The 21043-nt window shown below is 48.5% G+C and carries 23 protein-coding genes and 1 pseudogene; 16 read left to right on the plus strand and 8 right to left on the minus strand.

The window, feature by feature from the left end; genetic code table 11:
- Window positions 1-121: 121 nt before the first annotated feature.
- The 3 genes from P6910_RS27035 to P6910_RS24875 all read left to right on the plus strand — a co-directional run bounded on the left by P6910_RS27035 (window position 122) and on the right by P6910_RS24875 (window position 1949).
- Complete coding sequence (locus P6910_RS27035) at window positions 122-229, plus strand: toxin-antitoxin system HicB family antitoxin (protein WP_410493859.1); 108 nt, start codon at window positions 122-124, stop codon at window positions 227-229.
- Window positions 230-567: 338 nt separating this feature from the next.
- Complete coding sequence (locus P6910_RS24870; protein ID WP_317143922.1) at window positions 568-1398, plus strand: NRDE family protein; 831 nt, start codon at window positions 568-570, stop codon at window positions 1396-1398.
- Window positions 1399-1517: 119 nt separating this feature from the next.
- Complete coding sequence (locus P6910_RS24875; protein WP_317143923.1) at window positions 1518-1949, plus strand: hypothetical protein; 432 nt, start codon at window positions 1518-1520, stop codon at window positions 1947-1949.
- A gap of 95 nt (window positions 1950-2044) precedes the next feature.
- On the opposite strand, the gene ptsP is transcribed toward P6910_RS24875, so the two are convergent.
- Complete coding sequence (gene ptsP / locus P6910_RS24880; protein WP_317143924.1) at window positions 2045-4318, minus strand: phosphoenolpyruvate--protein phosphotransferase; 2274 nt, start codon at window positions 4316-4318, stop codon at window positions 2045-2047.
- 234 nt (window positions 4319-4552) lie between these two features.
- Window positions 4553-5044, minus strand: a complete 492-nt coding sequence (locus P6910_RS24885; RefSeq protein ID WP_317143925.1) for an RNA pyrophosphohydrolase — start codon at window positions 5042-5044, stop codon at window positions 4553-4555.
- Between the two features lie 272 nt (window positions 5045-5316).
- On the opposite strand from P6910_RS24885, the gene P6910_RS24890 reads away from it, so the two are divergent.
- From P6910_RS24890 to P6910_RS24900, 3 genes are all read left to right on the plus strand, one after another.
- Window positions 5317-5973 carry an HAD family hydrolase gene (locus P6910_RS24890; RefSeq protein ID WP_317143926.1) on the plus strand — a complete coding sequence of 219 codons (657 nt, stop codon included), beginning with the start codon at window positions 5317-5319 and terminating at the stop codon, window positions 5971-5973.
- Between the two features lie 144 nt (window positions 5974-6117).
- A complete protein-coding gene (locus tag P6910_RS24895; protein ID WP_317143927.1) occupies window positions 6118-6876 on the plus strand; it encodes a tryptophan 2,3-dioxygenase family protein in 759 nt (252 codons plus the stop codon).
- Window positions 6866-7993 (plus strand): aminotransferase class V-fold PLP-dependent enzyme, encoded by a 1128-nt coding sequence (locus tag P6910_RS24900; protein WP_317143928.1) that lies wholly within the window; start codon window positions 6866-6868, stop codon window positions 7991-7993. Before P6910_RS24895 ends, P6910_RS24900 begins: the two co-directional genes overlap by 11 nt.
- Here the strand turns inward: P6910_RS24900 and P6910_RS24905 are convergent.
- Window positions 7994-9191: pseudogene (locus tag P6910_RS24905) on the minus strand (class I SAM-dependent rRNA methyltransferase).
- A 336-nt stretch (window positions 9192-9527) separates the two neighbouring features.
- On the opposite strand from P6910_RS24905, the gene P6910_RS24910 reads away from it, so the two are divergent.
- From P6910_RS24910 to P6910_RS24945, 8 genes are all read left to right on the plus strand, one after another.
- On the plus strand, window positions 9528-9848 hold the full coding sequence (locus tag P6910_RS24910) for a hypothetical protein (RefSeq protein ID WP_317143929.1): 321 nt from the start codon (window positions 9528-9530) through the stop codon (window positions 9846-9848).
- A gap of 182 nt (window positions 9849-10030) precedes the next feature.
- Window positions 10031-10843 (plus strand): phytanoyl-CoA dioxygenase family protein, encoded by an 813-nt coding sequence (locus tag P6910_RS24915; RefSeq protein ID WP_317143930.1) that lies wholly within the window; start codon window positions 10031-10033, stop codon window positions 10841-10843.
- 314 nt (window positions 10844-11157) lie between these two features.
- On the plus strand, window positions 11158-12720 hold the full coding sequence (locus P6910_RS24920; RefSeq protein ID WP_317143931.1) for a hypothetical protein: 1563 nt from the start codon (window positions 11158-11160) through the stop codon (window positions 12718-12720).
- A 228-nt stretch (window positions 12721-12948) separates the two neighbouring features.
- On the plus strand, window positions 12949-13506 hold the full coding sequence (locus P6910_RS24925) for a HipA family kinase (RefSeq protein WP_317146589.1): 558 nt from the start codon (window positions 12949-12951) through the stop codon (window positions 13504-13506).
- Between the two features lie 101 nt (window positions 13507-13607).
- Complete coding sequence (locus tag P6910_RS24930; protein ID WP_317143932.1) at window positions 13608-14408, plus strand: DUF3037 domain-containing protein; 801 nt, start codon at window positions 13608-13610, stop codon at window positions 14406-14408.
- 27 nt (window positions 14409-14435) lie between these two features.
- Window positions 14436-14603, plus strand: a complete 168-nt coding sequence (locus P6910_RS24935) for a hypothetical protein (RefSeq protein ID WP_317143933.1) — start codon at window positions 14436-14438, stop codon at window positions 14601-14603.
- Window positions 14604-14867: 264 nt separating this feature from the next.
- Window positions 14868-15107: a DUF6364 family protein gene (locus P6910_RS24940; RefSeq protein ID WP_317143934.1), complete on the plus strand. Its 240-nt coding sequence runs from the start codon at window positions 14868-14870 to the stop codon at window positions 15105-15107.
- Window positions 15104-15511 (plus strand): PIN domain-containing protein, encoded by a 408-nt coding sequence (locus P6910_RS24945; protein WP_317143935.1) that lies wholly within the window; start codon window positions 15104-15106, stop codon window positions 15509-15511. Before P6910_RS24940 ends, P6910_RS24945 begins: the two co-directional genes overlap by 4 nt.
- On the opposite strand, the gene P6910_RS24950 is transcribed toward P6910_RS24945, so the two are convergent.
- Window positions 15497-16174: an N-acetylmuramoyl-L-alanine amidase gene (locus tag P6910_RS24950; protein ID WP_317143936.1), complete on the minus strand. Its 678-nt coding sequence runs from the start codon at window positions 16172-16174 to the stop codon at window positions 15497-15499. The genes P6910_RS24945 and P6910_RS24950 overlap by 15 nt on opposite strands.
- 138 nt (window positions 16175-16312) lie before the next feature.
- Window positions 16313-16624 carry a hypothetical protein gene (locus P6910_RS24955; protein WP_317143937.1) on the minus strand — a complete coding sequence of 104 codons (312 nt, stop codon included), beginning with the start codon at window positions 16622-16624 and terminating at the stop codon, window positions 16313-16315.
- Between the two features lie 175 nt (window positions 16625-16799).
- Between P6910_RS24955 and P6910_RS24960 the strand changes: the two genes are divergently transcribed.
- Both P6910_RS24960 and fliO read left to right on the plus strand, forming a co-directional pair.
- The gene (locus P6910_RS24960) at window positions 16800-16961 is read left to right on the plus strand and encodes a hypothetical protein (protein ID WP_317143938.1); all 162 of its coding nucleotides are present in this window, start codon (window positions 16800-16802) and stop codon (window positions 16959-16961) included.
- Window positions 16958-17437 carry a flagellar biosynthetic protein FliO gene (gene fliO, locus P6910_RS24965; protein WP_317143939.1) on the plus strand — a complete coding sequence of 160 codons (480 nt, stop codon included), beginning with the start codon at window positions 16958-16960 and terminating at the stop codon, window positions 17435-17437. Before P6910_RS24960 ends, fliO begins: the two co-directional genes overlap by 4 nt.
- Window positions 17438-17461: 24 nt before the next feature.
- On the opposite strand, the gene P6910_RS24970 is transcribed toward fliO, so the two are convergent.
- The 3 genes from P6910_RS24970 to P6910_RS24980 form a co-directional block, all read right to left on the minus strand.
- Window positions 17462-19555: a neutral/alkaline non-lysosomal ceramidase N-terminal domain-containing protein gene (locus P6910_RS24970; RefSeq protein ID WP_317146590.1), complete on the minus strand. Its 2094-nt coding sequence runs from the start codon at window positions 19553-19555 to the stop codon at window positions 17462-17464.
- A 325-nt stretch (window positions 19556-19880) separates the two neighbouring features.
- Window positions 19881-20225 (minus strand): hypothetical protein, encoded by a 345-nt coding sequence (locus P6910_RS24975; protein ID WP_317143940.1) that lies wholly within the window; start codon window positions 20223-20225, stop codon window positions 19881-19883.
- Window positions 20226-20613: 388 nt separating this feature from the next.
- Window positions 20614-20949, minus strand: coding sequence for a hypothetical protein (locus P6910_RS24980; protein ID WP_317143941.1), 336 nt, complete (start codon window positions 20947-20949; stop codon window positions 20614-20616).
- Window positions 20950-21043: the final 94 nt, after the last annotated feature.

The raw sequence follows: 21043 nt of genomic DNA on the forward strand, positions 1-21043 counted from the left end.
TTCTGCTTTTCTGAAACGACTTAAGTTCTCACGCCAGTATAAAAAGGTATAGCGCCATGAACAAAATGAAATACTGTGGCTAACCGGCAGGCCTGCCCAAAGACCCTGTTCCGGTAGACTGATGCCGCGAGTTCCGCCCAAAGTCCACGCTGCCTTGATTACAGCCGCCAAGGTCAGCGGCAAAAGCATTAACCATTGCGCAGCAGAAGTGCTGGGCAAGGCCACATAGTCCATCCACTGATGGCAGAATCAGCTTTTGCTGATCTATTGGGCGGGCTACAAACCGGAAACCTCGAAGCATTTTTGAACCTGTCTCGCCAAATGGCATTATGCTATTTTAGTCGCAATGAGCAAGGTTGACGTTCTGAACTGGTCAGACCCGCCTCTCAAGAAGCGGATTGACTCCAGCACTCAGATCAAATTGATCAGAGTGGGCGGAATTGACTTAAGGAAATGTGTAAGTTGCTAACCGAGTGTCGCTTATTGTTATCGCCAGACGACATCCCGGCTCACTGCTGTTTGTCCAATCCCGGCGATGTTGATAAAAACAAGAGATGATCTCAATCTATGTGTCTGATTACCCTGTCCTGGCAACCGGACGCTCAGTACCCGCTGATTCTGGTCGCCAACCGCGATGAGTTTTATAAACGACCAGCAAAAACTGTTCACTTCTGGGAAGACAATCCGGAGATTTTCGGTGGCCGGGATTTAGAAGCCGGAGGCGGCTGGCTGGCTCTGAGTCGCAGAGGCAGAATAGCCGCCGTCACCAACTATCGGGAATCGCCCCTTAAGCCGGGAACCTTGTCCCGTGGTCATCTGGTGAGTGATTTTTTAAACAGTGATCTATCACCCCAAGAGTACCTGAACCGGATTCATCAGAAAGCGGATCATTACTCCGGCTTCAACCTGCTGGTCGGTGATTCCAGCGGTCTGTTCTACTACTCCAATCGTATGGGCCATATTGTTTCGCTACAGTCCGGCTTTCACGCCCTGAGCAACCACCTCTTGAACAGCCCCTGGCCCAAGCTGGAGAAAGTCAAGCAGGGACTGGCCCAGCACATCGAGCATCACCAGAAACCTGAGCCTGAAGGCCTGATTTCTATGATGCACGATAGTTCAAAAGCACCCGACGACCAGCTTCCCGACACCGGTGTGAGCCCGGAGCAGGAAAAGTTTTTATCCAGCTGCTTTATAGCCAGTGAAGATTACGGTACCCGCAACACCAGTGTCCTGATTCTCGACAGACAGGGTTCTCTTAGCTGGACTGAACAAATCTATCTACCTTACGGAGAAACCGGAAAAAAACGCCGGTTCTCGATGTCATTTCCGGTGTCATGGCAGCCAACCAACAGATCGGCCAACCTAAAAAATGATCACAAAGCAGTCAAAAACAGCTAACTTTCATAACACGTGGTTTGTCTCTATTCCTTTCAGAAGATCTGAAACATTGCTTTCAGCACCTTCCGTGAAGTGCATGTTTTCGCAGTCAATACGTAATGAGAAGCAAGGAGTATAAGATGAGATTACAAGCCCCAATCCGACTTTACCGGTTCCTGCTGGCCGCACTTTTGCTGTTGTTCTCCATGATCCTGCAAGCCGATGGAGGGTGGCAGCAAATAGGCGAAAAACACATTACCCCTTCTCAGGACACGGCAACCATCAAAATTTCTTCTGAAGGCGGGGACACTCCCTACAAAACTGTGAAATTTCATATCACTCAGGGTAGTTTGAAGATCCGTTCTGCCAAGGTGCACATGAGTGACGGACAAGTAGTTGACCTGAGTATCCAGAAGTTAATGCTGCCAGGACTGGAAACCCGGGGATTCCCAATTCCTGACCACGGCCGCTCTATTAAAAAAATTGTACTTTATATTGAGGCTCCCCTCGATCACTCATCCAATGTGGTGGTCTATGGAGTCAAAGCTGACACTTCCGAGAAAAAATCCTAGCTGTGAACTATCCCTGATACACGTTTTCTGTCGTATTACCCTTTCAAAGCTCAGGATCTTCTGTCAACGACTCAGACCATGGAGGGTCTGTGCCCCTAGCTGGAGAAGCGCTTACTCTTGATGCCCATGACTTTACCAAGCCCCTCGCGACAAAGAGCCAGCTCCAGTGAACTCCTGATCAAATGAGAATTGTCCAGCATCATCACGTCATCAAGAATCTCCCTGGCTCTTTCCAGAGTGATTTTCCTGAGCGCCCACTTCACCTTGAGCAAGTTGGTAGCACTCATGGAAAGCATGTCAAACCCCATGGCCATAAGTAGAACAGAAGCCACTGGATCACCCGCCATTTCACCACAAATACCGACGGTTCGACCCTCTTTATGACAATCTTCGACCACTTTTCGAAGCGCCTGCAAAACTGCCGGATGGAAAGAGTGATATAAGTCAGCCACCCTGGGATTATTTCGATCCACTGCCAGAAGATATTGCGTGAGATCATTGGAACCGATCGACATGAAGTCTACACTCTGTGCCAGTTCACGAACCTGATAGACCGCAGCAGGAACCTCAATCATGACTCCGACGGGAGGCATCACAACCGATAAGCCTTCAGCTGACACTTCGCCATGCGCCCTGTGGATAAGATGCAGTGCATCTTCTACTTCATAAACACTGGTCACCATTGGCAACATGATTCGAAGATTATCCAGTCCAACACTGGCTTTGAGCATCGCCCGGATTTGAACCAGAAATATTTCCGGATGATCCAGGGTTACCCGGATACCACGCCACCCCAGGAAAGGGTTGTCTTCCTGGATGGGAAAGTAGGACAACGCCTTGTCCCCGCCCACATCCAGAGTACGCATGGTGACTGGTCTGGGAGCAAAGGCTTCAAGCTGCTGACGATAAATTTTTTCCTGTTCTGCTTCACTGGGGAATCGTTCCTTAAGCATAAAAGGAACTTCGGTACGATAAAGACCGACACCTTCCGCTCCACGATCCAGTGAACGAACCGTGTCAGTCATAAGACCGGTATTGACCCACAGTGGTAACCGGTGGTTGTCCGGGGTGACACAGGGCAGGTCACTGATCGCTTCAAGCCCTTCGCTGAACTCTTTTTCTTCTTCGACAACGGCCTGATAGTGTTCCAGCAGTTCTCTGGAAGGTGAAGCATAAACCAACCCAAGGTTGCCATCGACAATCAGCTGCTTGCTGGACATCTTGTGATAGGGCAGATCGACTGCCCCCATTACGGTAGGAATGCCCAGAGCCCTGGCCAGAATGGCCGCGTGGGAATTACTCGAGCCCTGAATAGAGACAAGGCCCGCCAGCTTCTCCTGGGGAACATCTGCCAGCATACTGGCCGTCAGTTCTTCACTAATCAGAATGGTTTGATCGGGGTAGGTTATGCATTCATGATCGTGTTGCTGGATACTGGCAAGAACCCGACGACCCAAGTCTTTTACATCTACCGCACGCTCACGCATGTATGGATCGTCCATCATTTCAAAAGTACGTACGTGCTCGTTTATTACCTGCCTGAGTGCACCCGGTGCCCAGTTACCCTGTTTCACCCGGTTCCTGATTTCCAAACCCAGGGCATTGTCGTCCAGCATCCGAAGATAGACATCAAATAATGCTTGCTCTTCTGCCGGCAGATGGCCAGAAAGTTTTTCGGCCGTGGCCTTCATTTCCGAACGAACCGACTCCAGAGCCAGGTCCAGAGAGTCCAGCTCTTTCTTGATGTCGTGACAGGTGCGATCAGGAACGGCCCCCAAATCCGCCACCGGAGAAACGACAACGGCTTCACCAATGGAAACACCGCTTGCGCCGGGCGACCCCTGAAAGCGGGCCGTTTTCTGGGTATTGACTGTAACATGCAGGGAACCTGTGGCCTCGGCATGGGCAATGACACCTGCAAGCTGGGCAGACATGGTGACCAGGAAAGCCTCTTCATGTTCGTCAAACCGGCGTTGTTCTTTTTGTTGAACCACCAGTACACCCAGAATCATCCGATGATGAATGATGGGAACCCCAAGAAAAGCATGAAACTTTTCTTCACCGGTTTCCTTAATGTAACGGTATTTAGGATGGGAGGAGGCTGCTTCCAGGTTAATGGGCTCTTCTCTGAGACCGACCTGACCGATAAGACCTTCAGACTGGAATAAACGAGCGACACCGACAGCTTTTTTATTGAGGCCCTCTGTCGCCATAAGGGTATAGGTAGCCTGTTCAGCATCGTAGAGATAGACGGAGCAGACTTCAGTATTCATCGCACCCCGAACCCGCTGCACGATAATATCTAGCGCAGCCTGCAAATCCGAGGCGGCACTGACTTCCTGTACAATCGTACGCAGGGTGTTCAGCATGGTGACTTAGCCCAGTCTACTTATCTGTCTCCTGTGTCTGCTATCTAAAGATATAAAGATAACAGACGCCCGTCTCTGTTGTTTACCATGAAATGGTTTCTATGTGATGACTGTCAGAAACAGGCTTTCATCACGCAAGTGCAAGGATAGCACTTGCGTGAATATTATCTGAGCCTTTCAGGCTGATGTCAGCATTGAAAACTGTCTCAATGTCACAAGTCATGACACTTCACATTACACTTTATTAGCTTGCAGACGGCCTATTCGGGGAACCAGCTCGCGCAAAGCACGACGATAGACCTCCCTTTTGAATGAGACGACCTGCCCTAACGGATACCAGTAGCTGACCCATCGCCAGCCATCGAACTCCGGTGACCCTGTATGATCCACACTAACCCGGTCATCACTGCTCAGCAGCTCCAGCAAAAACCATTTCTGTTTCTGCCCAATGCAAAGCGGATGCTGATCTCTTCGAACCAGTCTTCTGGGCAGGCGATAACGCAGCCAGCCACGAGTGCAAGCCAGAACGTTTACGTCTTCCGGCTGAAGCCCAATTTCTTCATACAGCTCGCGATACATGGCATCTTCGGGGGTTTCATCATCGTTTATACCCCCTTGGGGAAACTGCCATGCTTCCTGCCTGATTCGCCTGGCCCACAGGACCTGTCCGTGATGATTAGCGAGGATTATGCCCACATTGGGCCTGAATCCATCTGTGTCAATCACGTAAGCGACTACCTTAAACTATCTATTACTTTGCATTGTTTCATAAACCGCTGCACAACGGCAATCAAGATCTTTGCAATCAGGATGCCACTTTTGGTAATTAATCAACTCTTTCACCTTATTTACTCTTCAAAACCGTGACAAGAGTATTAAAATGAGAAAGAATTTCTCGCCGTTTTTGCTTTCCTGAAGAAATCATGAACAGCCTCTAAGAAGATTTTCATAGTACAATCAGTCAACATTTATGGCAGTGCAGTCTGGCAGGAGGATTTGTGGCTCTGGCAATCTTTGATCTTGATAACACCCTGATAGCCGGTGACAGTGACTATCTCTGGGGACAGTTCATGACCCATAAGGGCATGGTGGATGCAGCCAGCTTTCAGGATGGCAATGAATATTTCTATCGTCAGTATGAGGCGGGTTCGTTGGTCCTTGGCGAATACCTCGACTTCTGTCTCAAGCCACTGACCCGGTACACTCTGGACGAACTCAAAGTCTGGCATGACCAGTTCATGGAGCAGATCATTCGCCCCATCATGCTGGAGAAAGCTGCGAACCTCCTGGAAAAACACCGGGAACAGGGTGATCACCTGATGATCATAACCGCCACCAGCCGATTTGTTACCGAGCCTATTGCCAAAGCCTTTGATGTCGACACCTTACTGGCCATTGAGCTGGAGATTGAAGATAATCGCTATACAGGCAAAGTGGTCGGCACACCGACTTTTCAGGAAGGAAAGGTGATCCGCCTTAAGCAATGGTTGCAGGAAAACCCTGAATATTCTCTGGAAGGCAGTTACTTCTACAGTGATTCAAAAAATGACCTGCCCTTGCTGAGTCAGGTAGATCACCCTTTCGCTGTTGATTCTGACCCTGAATTGACCGCAGTCGCTCATGAGAAAGGATGGCCCGTCATCAGCCTCAGATAAATCTATTTTATTCTTTAAGAACCGTCCGTTTCTGTGCTTTATTTATGAGGTACCAGCGAATTCTCCATTCATTGCTGGTGCCTCCATAGCAGCAGATTTACCTTATCCGGAACTCTGCTCACAATCTAAAAAAGCGGAGAAACAATGGATAGATCCCACTTCTACGCATTAATGGAAGGTGACGGTAAGCTGGACTACGAAGTTTATCTCAATACCTCACAAATTCTGAAAGCCCAGAAGCCCATGACTGATCTTTGTAATAAAGATGAACTGATGTTTCAGATCGTTCACCAGATAGAAGAACTCTGGATGAAACTGATCGGTTACACACTTCTGGACATTGATGATTACATTCAGGAGACCAATACTCACCGAGTCATCAGTCTGTTCCAGAGAGTACACCAGACACTTACCCTGATGACCAGCCAACTGCGTCTGCTGGAAAGCATGTCGCCAAAAGAATATCAGGAAATCCGTTTGCAACTGGGTAATGGCAGCGGGCAGGAATCCCCCGGATTCAGAACCTTGCTGAAAATGCCCCCCTTCCTCTGGGAGAGTTATCAAAAACATTACCTCGACCAGAAAGGGCTAACGGTAGAAAAGATCTATAACTCACAATACAGTCACTGCGAAGCCTATGTTGTGGCAGAAGCCCTCACCGAATTTGATGAACAGTTTCAGGCTTTCCGTATTCATCATCTTAAGCTGATCTACAGAACCATTGGCATAGGTGCGAAATCTTTAAAAGGCCGCTCTGTTGAACTTCTGCAAAAAGGCATTCAACAGCGTTTTTTCCCCGAACTCTGGGATATCCGTGGCGCAATGACCGATGCCTGGGGCGGAGAATACGGCGTAAAAAGAGACGCCCTGGGCAACAAGAACAATGCCGCTCATGACAACTGATATTCAGGCGCTTTTCCATCGGCCCGAACAAGGTGTCTATCTTCTGAATCACTCGGTTGGCTGTCTGCCCGGTTCCGCCAGCGATGCCTTTCAGAGTCATTTTCTGGAACCCTGGAAGCAACAGGGCAGCCACGCCTGGGGACAATGGCTCGAAAACCTGACCCGGTTCAATGCTGCTCTGGCCAGTCTGCTGAACGGCAAGAGCCAACAGTTTTGCCCGCAGACCAACCTGTCCAGTGCACTGACCAAAATAGTGGGTTCGCTGCCACCGGCTTCTGCTGGCCAGCATATTCTGATCTCAGAACGAGACTTTCCTTCCATGGGGTTTGTGATCCAGACCCTGTGTAAACGTTTTGGACTGAAGCCCCGTTTCATACCTCATGGAGCTGACCTTACAGACCTGAACCGCTGGGATGACATGCTGTCCGACGATGTCTGGCTGGCTTTTATCACTCATGTTCAGTCCAATGACAGTCTGCGCTTGCCCGTAGCTGACATCACAGGACTGACCAAAAAGAAGTCGATTATTTCTGTTGTGGATATCGCCCAGTCAGCCGGAGTTGTTCCCATTGACCTTGATGCCTGGCAAGCCGATTTCATCATCGGTTCCAGTGTCAAATGGTTGTGTGGCGGTCCTGGCAGCGGCTATCTCTGGGCCAGTGATGAGATCATCGCAGAGTGTGAGCCCATGGATGTCGGCTGGTTTTCTCATCAGAACCCCATGGCGTTTGATATTCATCACTTTGACTATGCGGTCGACGCAGGACGTTTTATGGGAGGAACCCCTTCCATTATGCCTTTTACGGTTTCTGCAGAGAGCATCCGGACTCTGGATCGTATCGGTACGGAAACTATTTTTCAGCATAACCAGAAGCTGATTAATCATATTATCGCTCAAATTAATCAGGGAGAGATTCGTTCTCCAATGCAGGAAAACCGTCGAGGAGGCACTCTGGCCATCTCATTCAAGGATAACCAGAAAGCGATGCAAGCCATGAATCATGCGGGCATATTCTGCGATCAAAGATCCGAAGGTCTGCGTTTTTCACCTCATATCTACAACACGGAGGAAGACGCAGACCAATTGGTTGAGGTGATTAACCGGCTGAAAATATGATCAGGCCCGGGTCACTCGGGCAATGATCGCCTTGATGTATTCTGTCTCCGGTATGGCAGGCAGAACGGGGTGATCGGGGCCCTGATGACCCTGCTCAATAATTTGCAGATTACGATCAATATGGCGGCTGCCCGCTCTCAGGGCATCGAACAGTGAATCTTTCTGAAGATGCATGGAGCAGGAACAGGACACCAGAATGCCATCCTTTTCCAGCAACCTCATGGCCAACTCATTAATCCGGCGATAGGCCTGTTCGCCTGCTTTGGTGTCCTTGCGTTTCTTGATAAAGGCCGGTGGATCAACAATCACGACATCGAACTTTTCACCTTCATCCCTGAGAGCTTTCAGGGCTGTGAAAGCATCCCCCTGGATAGACTCAACACGATCGGCAAGGCCGTTAAGCCCGGCATTTTCATGGACCAGGTCTACCGCCTGTTCAGAAGCATCAACACAGGTTACCTGACTCGCACCAAAGGCCGCACATTGAACACCCCAGCCACCGACATAACTGAAAACATCCAGTACTTTCTTTCCGCTGACGTAGTGACGCAGACGCTCGCGATTCAGCCGATGGTCGTAGAACCAGCCCGTTTTCTGGCCTTTCATGACCGGCGCCCTGAAGGTTACACCATTCTCTTCCAGCTCCACTTTTTCCGGCACTTCGCCATAAGCCAGCCACTTCTACATACTCAGGCAGCTTTTCCAGCTGGCGGCCAGACCCGTCATTTTTCAGAAGAATACCTGAGGGCTTGAGCACTTTGACCAGCGCATCAACAATCTCGTCCTTGACCGCTTCCATACCGGCAGTGGACATCTGGGCAACAACAATATCGCCAAAACGATCAACCACCAGTCCCGGCAAACCATCGCTGTCGCCAAAGACCAGACGGTAGAATGGTTTGTCGAATATTCTCTCTCTCAGACTCAACGCTACCTGAATACGATGCACCAGCAGTGAACGATCCAGGACATATTTGCTGTCTCGACTGACCAGCCGGGCACAGATCAGACTATTCGGGTTGATATAACCTGTCCCCAGAGGTTTACCTTCAGCACTTTCGATATTGATCAATTCCCCTGTTTCGAAATTGCTCAGGGGAGAAGTCCGGGTATCGACTTCATTGCTGTAGATCCAGAGGTGGCCAGCTTTCAATCGACGATCAGCCCGATTCTTCAGGCGGAGAGTTTTTAACGTCATGGATTTACTACCAGAGCGGCAAGGAGAAAACAGGAAAGGAACCATTATAAGGGTTCAGAGCGCTTCGGTCATGCCGGGATGTTTATCATTCTGTGCTGATCCTTGTCAGTGATTGACCTACCACTGCTTTTCGACGCCTGAAGAAAAGAGGCTCTCGCTAAGTGTTTTTCCCTGCAAAAGCACTAAGAAGCGAACAAACATTCTGGTAAGTCGCAAAAAATCGATAGACATACGAATTGGTTACAAGATAATCCGTCTTTACTCTGCAAGTCATTAACTGGTTGCCTGGAGCCTGACGGGTCACAGGTCCGGCGGAATCCTGTAGGAGTAATGACTATGAGAGCGCGTCTTCAAGAGAGTCTGGCCGAAATGCTTCTGGGGTTTAATGACCTGGAAGATCTTGAGCAGATTATGTCTCTGGTAGAATCGGCTAATAAAGGGTCAGCCTCTGGTGCCAATCACTTTGTCGAGAATGCCGGCCAGGCTATTCAGCCACACGACCTGAAAAACTTCCTTCGCGTCTATCCGATGGCACAGGCCATGGTCGCCATGGTTCGCCATTATGAACTCAACAAAGAAACCGATACCCTCAAGATCGTTCTCGAATCCCTGCTGGAAGGTTTGGAAGAAAGAGAAGCTGACGAAACAATCCACTGAAAAGAGTTTCAAAGGCTGTTTATTCCGCTCAGGGCTCTTTATTCAGCTCAGGGCTGTTTATTCCGCTCAGGGCTCTTTATTCAGCTCAGGGCTGTTTATTCCGCTCAGGGCTATTTATTCAGTTCAGGACTGTTTATTCTGGAAGGATAAGAATACCTGAACTGAATCAGTGAGGCATAAGCATGTTGACTCTGTCAAAGGAAAACAGGCGCCAACTCAACGAGAACGGCTATACAGTTATTCCTGATGCCGTCCCCCTGTCTCTGTGTGATGACGCAATTGATTTGATCACACAATTTCTTGATATTGACCTCGGCGAACCGGAAAGCTGGTACAAAAAAGACTTGGGTTACAACGGACTTGTTCCCGTGCATCAGCACCAGAGCCTTTGGAATATAAGACAACATCCCAATATTCACACACTGTTCTCTCAGTTCCTCGGCACTGAAAAGCTCTGGGTTCGAATGGATAGACTGTCTTTCAAGCCCCCCTCTCTTGACCCCGAAGCAGACCAGCAAAAAAGTCATATCCATCTCGACTTTCCGGCTGAAAAACTGACGTCGTTGCGCTTGCAAGGCATTCTCTATCTGACCGACACCAAAAAAGACCAGGGGGCATTCTGCTGTGTGCCCAGCCTTTTCAAAAAAGATGAGGTTCTTAAACACCGTGAAAGCCTCTGGTTCTCTGAAGAGGAACTGAGTCAATATCCGATAGAACCTATAGAAGGCGCGGCCGGTTCACTGATTATCTGGGACTCAGGACTCCCCCATTCTGGCATGCTGAATGTTTCGGACAGACCCAGACTGGCCGTCTACATCTCTATGTTTCCGGCAGGCGTGGAAGAAACAGCTGAAGAACGCATAGGACTCTGGCAGGAAAAAAGAGCACCAGAAAAGTGGCGGGGCTTACGCTATCAACAAGATCCGGAACCGGGAGAACCCGCCCGACTCACTGAACTGGGCAAAAAACTGTTGGGGCTGGAGGAATATACCTGACAGTCCCCGCCCTGCCGAGAGTGTCTTAAAAGCTAGAAATCCAGTAAGGCACTCTCCTTCGCAAAGTATGATAATTTACCGGGTGTTCTTTCTGACCCATTTTCTATCAAGTGTTCAAAAAGCCAATAGAGACGACTATTTAGCTACAAAATAGCGCAAGCAATGGCTTTTTCAGGCCTGCTTAGGTTACAACATACGCAGCCGGTTCAACCACCCTTTGTCTTTGACACCCTCTGAACGACCAGGATTCCTGTTGGCAAAGCATAAATGCAGCATCTAGGCTTTCAAATCCACTTTTTTATGGAATCCTGAACATGATTAGCCTGCAGTTTTATCTGGCCCTTTTAGTTGCCCCGCTATTTTTATTGCATGCTCTGAGCTTACAAGCTCAGTCGGCGAGTCCACTTGCCCATCGGATAGAACCGTGCAATTCTCTCAAAGAAAAAACGCCGGGGGTTGAGCGACGGCTAAACCAATATAGAGAGCTTGTTCGCGGACGAAAGTGTCTTGTTCTCAGTGCCAACCGGAAAGAAAATTTAGATAAATTGATCCGTCAGGCTCCTGAAAATACGGTGGTACTGCTCACTTCCAACTCTGAACCTGTGAGAGGTAGAAACCCGGTTGAGTACTTTATCTATAATCAAATAGTTTTAAAGGATGGCCAGAGCATTATAGGAGCCGCTGACGACGGTTTTGAAATCATCATCATGTTCAGAGGTTACGGAAACCACCATATGGTCAAGGTAGGAACCACTAAAAATTTCCGGTTTGGAGAAAAAAGAGACAACCATATCAGACACCTTACTTTCCGGCCAATTGGATACACTGCTGGCGGGCCAGACGCTTCCCACCCCATGCCTAACTCTATTATTTTCGCAGAATGTTACAACCGGACATTGTTTGTAGAAGACAACATATTCCATCTTCCCAAGTGGTCCGCAATTAATCTTGATTGCAAAGAACCACTGGATGCAACGGCCGATCTCAATCGTCCTGGCCCGGGCCTGCAGTTTGCCAATAACACGGTCAGAGGTTACCTCATCAAGACTGCGTACCTGAACTACATGCCTGAAGATGGGGTATTTGTAAATCTTCCTGCTATCAGGAACCAGTCACAGAGAATCACTGTTACTGATAATACATTCCTGGGCAGAATGGCAGAGGCGGGTGAATTTACTCTTGGGTCCGGAACCCATCTGGATATCTTCAGAAATACCGTAGACATTACCAATGACGGCCTTACTAACACACTTCGCGACGCTCGTGCCCAACGACCGCCCCGGGTGGGAGGCTTTACTCTTATAGGTCATACCGATGCCAATGCAGAGCCTCCTCTCTTTAACCTGGCAGGCAATCGCATCCGGGTAACTGCGCCCGCTATAAACGTCAGCCCCCCTCTTAAGCTTGCCCTGGCCTGTAACCACCTGCAAGCCACCAGTCCATGGCAACAACTGCAACAAGACTTCAGCCTGCAAGCTGCTGATCCATTACCGCTGGGAGGTGAGTGCGAAAAACCGACAACTCCATCCATTAACATGCCAACACCAAATTCAACGGTTGCCATGCCTTTGGCAAGCTCAACCGTTTTCGTGCCAACACCCGTTTCCTATTCCATCAGTCAGATTCTAAATACCTGGACGGCCATTAACTCCTCTGCCACGGCCTGTGATGGACTGACCAACTTCGAAGGTCGTTTCTTCTTTGAATCAGGAGTCTGCCCGACAGTCGCTAGGTCCTCCGCTTTTACTACCGATACGGCTTTTAGAAGCAACACGATGTCTGATAAAGGCCTGACCTCCACTTCATCAACGGATTCAAACAGAATGACTTCGGGTTTAGGTGTTATAACCATTCTGGCCATATTGCTGGCTCTATAGCAGGGTGCAGCCAGGCTCTGAGTCTCTGAATTCCGATCGTCCTGAGCCCGTCGATAAACACTGAAACCACCAGAAATGGTTGGCAAATATGCTTAATACATTAAAATTGAGCAGTTAATCAGAATACAATTGATATGGCAAAGGAGCCGCGAGTTTGACGCGGCGTGTCCAGATCGAGGAAATAGTAGGTGAGTCGATCCAGGGTCACAGTGGTGGGGTATTCGCTGCCTGGGTGATGATGGACAAAGTTATTTCCTGAAGGGCCTTGGAGTTGGCAGACCTGATCTGGCAAAAGAGTGGATTTGTGCCAACCTGGCCAAGGCGTTTGGCTTACCTGTTGCTGACTTTGCTCTGGCAGATGTCTGTATTCCTCTTTATGAAGCGTTTCCCCATGATTGGCAACGGCTAATTGGCCATGGCACCTGCTTTGCCTCCCGGGAAGTCAAACAGACCCAGTGGTTTGAACCCGCCACCATGACAGCATTAGTGCCTGAACAGTTACAAAATGATGTACTGGTATTTGACCGCTGGATAAGGAACGAAGACCGAACCCGGGGGAACACGAACCTGCTTTGGGCTCCCCGTGAGGATCGCCTGGTGATTATTGACCACAATCTTGCATTTGACCCTGACTTCACCGGGGAATCTTTTTTCAAATATCATGTCTTTAATTCAGCACAGGGCCGAATTTTCGGTGATCTGGCAACCATCGCTGAGTATAAAGAAAGGATGGAGGTCACATTAACTGACTTTCATAAATGGTCTGAAACGGCTCAAAATGAGTGACCTTGGCGGGATCTTGAGGAAAGCATGGTGTTTGAGCTAGACTCCAAAGCCCTGTTTGCCATACTGGACGAATATACCACCGGACAATTCTGGAGCATGACATGACCAAATACACTTGCCGTTATGCCATTGTTCAGTTCATGCCTTACCCTGAGACCGGCGAGTTTGCCAATGTCGGGGTGGTCGCGGTAGTGCCAGGTCAAAATCACTTTGCATTCCAGTTGGAGCTGACCAGGTACGCCCGGCTGACCCAATTTTTCAAACACCTTGACCCCAGGGTTTTTACTCACTCAGTCAAGCACTTGCATGAAGAGTTGCAGTACCTCGAAGAATCAGTCAGCAATGGTCAGATGACGGCAGTGCAGGCCTTTGAACTTTTTGTTCGTCCTCTTGAAGCTATTCTCAGGTTCAATAAAGAGCGGGTCAAAATGACTCAAAAGCCTCTGGCGATTGCCAATGAGTTGTTTGATCGTTTTGTGCTTCATGATTTTGCCCAGAAGAACAATTATGAGCACGAATTGCAAACCAGGGTGGGACACTTTGTCCGCAGCTTAAATCTGCGTCATCAATTCAAGAAGGAAAAAATCGGTACTCTGTACCCTGTTACTATGCCGTTAGTGCAGATTACGGAAGAGAATCGGTTAAGAGCAATTCAGCCTCTGCATTTTGACCGTACTGAGCCGGAAAAAATTATTGAGCACGGAAACCTCTGGATTGGCAAACTGAGCACTTTACAAGAGCTCAATGAACTGCCGGAAGACATTCTGATTCCAGCAGAAAAGCCCGTGCATAAGGGCGATGTTCAAAAAGCTTGGACCATGATACAAAAAAGATTAAAAGATTTCGGTGATATTGCTGATGCCAGCAATGAGACAGCAATAGAAAAATTTGCCAAAGGGTAGTTTTGATCGGCGATCTCACCCGTTTTCATGCCAACACCCGCCCCCTACACCATCAATCAGACTCTAGACACCCGGACGGCTATTAACTCCTCTGCCACGGCCTGTAGTGGACTGGCCAACTTCGAAGGTCGTTTCTTCTTTGAATCAGGAACCTGCCCGAGAGTCGCTACGTCCTCTGCTTTGTATTACCGATAGGGCTTTCAGAAGCAACACGATATCTAATAACAGCTTGGCCTCAACTTCATCAGCGGATTCAAACAGAATGACTTGGGGTTTAAACCATTCTGGCCATATTGCTGGCTCAATAAAACACACTTGGCTCGTCCAAGGCTTGTTGAAGAAGGGTTATAGCGCACTTCAAAAAAACTGCGTGCGTAAAGCATGGAGTATTTTGATAGAATTTGTCAGCCTCTCAAAATGACGTATACTTTTTTTGAAACAGTACGTCAAACGATCATTATGCATAAACTTACCTTACGAATGGAAGCCGAGCTTGTTGAGCAGGCTAAAGAATATGCTGCCAGGCACGACAAATCTTTGTCTCAACTGGTAGCTGATTATTTTAATGCGCTACTCGCAGAATCTGATGCCGCCAAAAAACTTCCCCCCCTCACACAAAGCCTCAGGGGTGTCATGGCGGATTCTGAAGTATCGAACGAGGAGGATTACAAAAAATACCTTGAGGATAAGTACCTGTGATCATTCTTGTCGACACCAATGTTATCCTTGACGTACTTCTTGAACGCTCTCCTTTTGTAGCCAGCTCTTCAGAAATTATGGGCAGGGTGGAAAGCGGGACCGTCAGCGGTTTGCTGTGTGCAACAACTGTTACGACTATTCATTACCTGGCCTGCAAGTCGATCGGCAAAAAACGGGGCCACGAAGCTATCAACAAATTATTGCAGATATACCAGATCGCTCCCGTCAATCAAAAGATACTTATGTTTGCTTTAGCCAGCTCTTTCAGCGATTACGAAGACAGCGTGCTTCATGCTTCTGCGATTCAGGCTGGCGCAGAAGCTATTATCACTCGTAATGCCAAAGACTTTAGTCATTCTGATATACCCGTATTCACTCCCGATGAGCTTCTATTGCGATTGTGAACGAGACCCGGCCTCCTTCTGAATCAGTCTGACCGACGTTTCTGTTAACTCGTTAATACTTTGCCAGAAGAGTACTCGCTGATCTCTATCTTCGGGCTCCAGTGGCTGAAGCTTTTTAAGCGAAGCCTGAAGCTCCTTCGGGCAAACCGATTCGCGAACGGGTCGGGGTTGGTCAGGATAGCTATCGCTAAAAAAACGATCCCAATCGAAATGACAACCCGGATCAGCCTTTCCCCTGAAACCGGCTATCTGTTCATGGCCAAGAATCCGTTGTGGATCATTCAAACTCGGGTAGTGCTTCTGCAAGTGTTGAATCACATCTTTCAGAGCAGAATACTGTGCATCGGTGAAAGGGAAAACATTCCCATTGTAGTTAACCAACTCTATTCCAATGGCAAAATCGTTGAATGTTTCTTTTTCCTGCCAACGGCTAACGCCTGCATGCCAGGCTCTGTGAGCCGTACCATTCAGGCAACTGACCAGCTCGTAGACGGTTCCGTCCAGATCTATTACCAGGTGAGCTGAAACCTCACACCTCTTACTCGAGACGATGTCCAGCGTACCCTGGAGATCCACAGCCGTATAATGCAAGACTAGAAACTCTACTGGAATTTCCCGGTCATCAAAGTTAGGGCTGGGATGTGAAATGAAACTTAGAACCATTAATTTGCCTGTAAAAAATCTGGAGTCCGTTGAATTTATAGACTAACCAGCCCACTAGTCTGAGATCAAGGGCGCATTTTAATTGAGCCATGGCCAGTTTTTCAAATGAATGTTTGAAGGATTCAGAACCGATCAACTTCATCTCTTGTTACTTTTCTGATAGCCCTCAATGGCTTCCTGACGACGTTTGCTGACCGCCAGCTGTTCCTGCACACGATCTCGCTCCAGCTGGCAGGCCGATATCATTTCCCGGTAGAGCGTTTGCAGCTCTTCGAGCAGCGCCTTCCCCTCTTCGGAGGGAGCTGAGCCACTTTCCAGAGTTTCTTCAATTGCCTGACGGGCTTCAGTATCCAGAGCTTCCAGCGTTGTCCAGTCCCTGTTACGGATAGCCTCCCCGAGATTAAAAATGGACTCCCGGAGTTTCTCTTTGGTAATGTCAGGTTTTTTCATCGGTAACCTCTTTACCATCAGCGATGCCAGCCTGAGCCTGAGTGTAGACAGTCATGCTAACGCCATCTGTCATGTGTATTATCCAGATTGATGATCACTCTCATTTATATCGCTGAATTATTGCTATTGTTTATGCTCGACAGATTATTGGTCAGCAAGACTTAATACAGTAGACATGACAGTACTGCCCTTCAATGATGTGCCTGAACACAAAGCTATATTGCTTTGGATTAAGCAGGCTCTCATCTGGAATTTTCTCTTCATGCTTTATCGTGAATATGATAAGAATGGAATGAAGGTGTGTGGATCATTCAAGCGCGAGCAGGAGGCTGCGTGAAAAACCTGTTTATTTATCTGAAAAGTCTTTCTTTGCTCTCAGGATTTAAAAAATATCCTTATGGACTCAATCTGCTTTTACTGTCCGGTTTTTCAGCGATTGCTTTTGCCGGGATTGCTTTTGCAGAAGTAACAACAGACAAGCCAGCCGACCTGAGTCTCACTCAGGTTATTGCGCCTCTGTTTTTTGTCATTTTGCTGATATTTGCCCTAGCCTGGATTGTAAAGAAATTGAACGTAGGCACACCCGCCGTTGGCCAGGGAATAAAAGTGGTCTCCAGCGTTCCGGTTTCCAGTCAAGCCAGGGTCTGTCTGATTCGTATAGGCGAAAAAGATATCTTGCTGGGGGTCACCAACCAGCAAGTCAATTTGATTCACAGGTTCGATGAATCTCCCCTGCCCCCTGATAACAGGCAAAACCAGCAGGATTTTGCCGTTCAGTTCAAAAACCTGCTAAAAGGTGGAAACTCAAAGTAAGCCGCTACCTTTTTCCTGCTCATTTCATCTTTCACAGGAACGGCCTCTTTCCAATCCTGAAAAAGTATTGAGTGAAGATATGGAGTGGACGTCAGGATTATGAGCAGAATAATAGAATTCCCCTGATATCGACTCATAGTGTTTTTTCAGTAAACGCCCTCTGGGAATGAACGTGTAATATTCACCACGAATGACAATGCGATATAAGCCTTCTTTGTCGTACATATCGGGTGTCCATTCGACGGTAGCCACTCCCGCCTGCCATTTGAACCGGGTAGTCCAGTCATCATCTGTGGCAACCGTATCCCATGATCCTGTGCAGTCATTCTTCCTCTGCACATAAAAAAAACTATCGAGATCCATACCTGATCTTGGGTGTGATGCAATATATTGAAGCTTCACTGACTGGCCTGAGTGAATATTACCCTGACTGTCAGTCATTATACTTCCATATTGGATATCTTCTTTTTCCAGGATGTCATCCATATGAACATCGTCGTACAGATAACTCAAATCCAACGGCATTGCCTCATCCGCGGGAGGCTGCTCCTTTTTACTCAACTGCATGGAAAGACTTGAAAAAGCCTGCATCATGGCACTAAGCTCCCAAGGGCCGTATAAGGTGGATGCTCCCTCATAGTGCTGTTTGTCGAACTCCTCTGCGGTGGTCAGATAACTGGCATAATCGTTGGAATACCCGGCGATCACAATATGCCTGGAAGGAATACCTGAGAGTTTTGACAACCTTTTTCGAAGCCGTCTTCCAGCCATAACTGTCGGCTCAACAGGTAGGGCAGCAATCTGAAAATTGCCCAGCCGGGCGAGCATCAAGGGCAGGACTTCGGGGACCCAGGGCTGGTTAATGACTTCCCGGTGCATATTGCCTGAGGGAAACACATCATTGAAATAGTGAAAGTTTTTCCGACTTCCCAATGACAGCATGACCGGCTTGGGCTTCTGACATATCAGTTCTTGTTCGGACGGCGAGGTCAGAAAATCGGTCACCATTCTGATCCACCATTGCTCATTATTTCGGCCTTCATAGGCCCCAAGTAACAACCTCACCAGATAGGGCGGCCGACCATCTTCCGTACCTGCGGCAAAACTGTAACCCATGGCTGGATTGCAGGTTTTTACTGGCTTCTGCTGCCCTGAATATTCTTGCCGGACTTCATAGTTGGAAAAGTCCACCCAGTTATGCACCGAATCAATGGGTCCATAAACTCTGTTGCCTCTGGAATTAAAAAGTTCCAAGGCTTTTTTAAACTGTCTTTGACCGATCTCCCTGACATTTTCTTCTGGAGTTTTACCGGGCCCGGTGCCATCAAGATTCAGGTTAGGTGTCATGTCCCCGGCATTGGTTTGTGGAAAGGCTGCAACGAAAGAAGGCACTCCCCAGTTGTACTTTGCGTAGCGTTCAAAAGCCCAGCTGGCATAACCTTTGTTATCACTGCTCAACAGGAGGTTACTGCGGGGATAGGAGACTGCATGGGTTGCAAACCAGGTGATAGCGCCTAATGGTCTGCCGCCCCGGGCAAACCTGAGTTGCTGAACAAACCGGTCGATAGAGCCTCGTCGGCTGGCATCTACATTGTTTTCATAAGCAGACAGTGACCGATTGCGGCTGGCATTGTCCAACAACCCCATTTTCATCCGGACCTCAGAAGGAGCAAGGTCTTTATGGGCCATTCTGATGGCCTGGATAATGCCCGACACCATCTTTTCAAAAGCCCGGTCATCGAATACGCCATAGGGCATATTGTATAGAAAGTGGTGAGACTGACCGGCTGCGGCACTGTGGGTATGAGTCGCTGACAGGATGACGTTGTGGCGGTTATAAAGAGAACCAAACTGTTGTTCCAAGCGAGATAGAACCGCCTGATAAACACTGGCAAAAACCGCTCCGGCATCAATGATCACAATAGCAAGACGATGACTTTCTCTTCCCTGACTCACTATAAAGGCTCTGGCCCACTGCCGATCATTGATTCCGGCACTTATCTGGCTGCCGTCGGCATATCCCATCATGCCACTGCCTACTGCCGGGCCGGTGATGTCCGCTTTACTGACCCCGACCCAATAGGAAGCATTGACCCAGGATGCCAAAAAGAGAAACATCAAAAAAAGGCTGCCGGAAGAAAAAGTAAGCCGGTTCATAAAATACCCTATCCATTCAGAAGAGCGGAGTATAGCTAGCTCTCAGATCAGACAAAGCCCATGGAACAGTCAATTGGGGAAAACTACCATAAAAAACCACAACAAAGACACAGTTATCCAACAAGTTATCCACAGGCTGCAGGTAAAACTCTGGTTCCCATACGCTATCTCAAACTGTAGATACTGGCTTTTGGTGGGGATGCGTTCCCACGCTTGGCGGGAACGCGTTGCAGGAGCTTTGCGAAACGCTCTTTAAGGTGGCAAGGATACCAATTCTACTGGATCGTTACTGCTTCATCATCATACCGACCAGTTGCAGCATCTGCATTTCTGTCTGGCAAATTTTCTGAAGATCTTCCTGGGTCTCCCGGCTCATATCACCCAATCGATCATTCATTTCATCCTGTCCATGCCATTTTTCAGCGGCCATATCTTCCGGGTAAGCCGCTACCAGTCTGTTATGGAGTCCCTGCTGCTTTTCCCAGAGAACACTCAACATAATGATAAGAATGGGAGGAGCTTGCCCCGTCAGAGAACGAAGCTTGATATAGGTCCAGTACAACTGAGCAATCCGAAAAGTGCTGTTGCGCAGACACAAAAGGGATAGATAAGCTTCTTCCTGATCAGTCATGGAGTGTCTCCTCAGTCCATATAGAACACCCGGAACTCGTTATCAGAAGACTTACGGCTGTCTTCAGGCTTGAGCAACACTGCGGATGAAGATCACTTCGACAGCGTTCAGAAAGTGATCCATAAAATCACTGTAACATGGTCATCATAAATGCCCATAGAGAAAATCGACCCGTTTTCCAGCATCTAAACAGAAGGCACCGATGACCGGAAAAACCACTGCTTCAAAAAAGTTATCCACTTTTCCACAAAAACCCTGATCAAACCCCTGAATGAACTGTGGATAAGTGAGAAACTGCCTCTGAATCTGGCTTCTTTGAAGCACTGATCAAAAAACAATCAGCTCATCGATGAATCACTCCCTGCCAACCAGTGGGCGTTGCAAAACTCTAACATCGCAAAACTCTAACAGCTCGCTCCCACGCTCTGAGGTCGTCATTCCCGCGAAGGCGGGAATCCAGCGCCAACGGTGGATCTCTGCCTTCTCGGGGATGACAAGGCCAGGGGGGCACCGGGCAGTAGGGTTCTGGTGGTGAGTCAGTGTGGATTCCCGCCTTCGCGGGAATGACGAGAATGAAGCCGGGAATGACGAGAATGAAGCCGGGAATGACGAGAATGAAGCCGGGAGTGACGAGAATGAAGCCGGGAATGACGAGAATGAAGCCGGGAGTGACGAGAATGAAGCCGGGAGTGACGAGAATAAAGCCGGGAATGACGGGCGTCAATTCGTTCCCACGCTGGAGAGAGTTTCACGACACCCTCAGGAGCGTGGGAACGAGCTGTTGAAGTTTTGCGACAGCCTCAGCATTTAACATCTTG

Source organism: Endozoicomonas sp. 8E (assembly GCF_032883915.1).
Taxonomy (GTDB): Bacteria; Pseudomonadota; Gammaproteobacteria; order Pseudomonadales; family Endozoicomonadaceae; genus Endozoicomonas_A.

Bases quoted from the DNA above. Each gene is read 5' to 3' on its own strand.
- P6910_RS24975 (WP_317143940.1), bottom strand. From the start codon at position 20,225: ATGACTGATCAGGAAGAAGCTTATCTATCCCTTTTGTGTCTGCGCAAC.
- P6910_RS24920 (WP_317143931.1), top strand. From the start codon at position 11,158: ATGATTAGCCTGCAGTTTTATCTGGCCCTTTTAGTTGCCCCGCTATTT.
- P6910_RS24915 (WP_317143930.1), top strand. From the start codon at position 10,031: ATGTTGACTCTGTCAAAGGAAAACAGGCGCCAACTCAACGAGAACGGC.
- P6910_RS24940 (WP_317143934.1), top strand. From the start codon at position 14,868: ATGCATAAACTTACCTTACGAATGGAAGCCGAGCTTGTTGAGCAGGCT.
- P6910_RS24870 (WP_317143922.1), top strand. From the start codon at position 568: ATGTGTCTGATTACCCTGTCCTGGCAACCGGACGCTCAGTACCCGCTG.
- P6910_RS24950 (WP_317143936.1), bottom strand. From the start codon at position 16,174: ATGGTTCTAAGTTTCATTTCACATCCCAGCCCTAACTTTGATGACCGG.
- P6910_RS24935 (WP_317143933.1), top strand. From the start codon at position 14,436: ATGCCAACACCCGCCCCCTACACCATCAATCAGACTCTAGACACCCGG.
- P6910_RS27035 (WP_410493859.1), top strand. From the start codon at position 122: ATGCCGCGAGTTCCGCCCAAAGTCCACGCTGCCTTGATTACAGCCGCC.
- P6910_RS24910 (WP_317143929.1), top strand. From the start codon at position 9,528: ATGAGAGCGCGTCTTCAAGAGAGTCTGGCCGAAATGCTTCTGGGGTTT.
- P6910_RS24955 (WP_317143937.1), bottom strand. From the start codon at position 16,624: ATGAAAAAACCTGACATTACCAAAGAGAAACTCCGGGAGTCCATTTTT.
- P6910_RS24970 (WP_317146590.1), bottom strand. From the start codon at position 19,555: ATGTTTCTCTTTTTGGCATCCTGGGTCAATGCTTCCTATTGGGTCGGG.
- ptsP (WP_317143924.1), bottom strand. From the start codon at position 4,318: ATGCTGAACACCCTGCGTACGATTGTACAGGAAGTCAGTGCCGCCTCG.
- P6910_RS24895 (WP_317143927.1), top strand. From the start codon at position 6,118: ATGGATAGATCCCACTTCTACGCATTAATGGAAGGTGACGGTAAGCTG.
- P6910_RS24930 (WP_317143932.1), top strand. From the start codon at position 13,608: ATGACCAAATACACTTGCCGTTATGCCATTGTTCAGTTCATGCCTTAC.
- P6910_RS24960 (WP_317143938.1), top strand. From the start codon at position 16,800: ATGACAGTACTGCCCTTCAATGATGTGCCTGAACACAAAGCTATATTG.
- P6910_RS24900 (WP_317143928.1), top strand. From the start codon at position 6,866: ATGACAACTGATATTCAGGCGCTTTTCCATCGGCCCGAACAAGGTGTC.
- P6910_RS24875 (WP_317143923.1), top strand. From the start codon at position 1,518: ATGAGATTACAAGCCCCAATCCGACTTTACCGGTTCCTGCTGGCCGCA.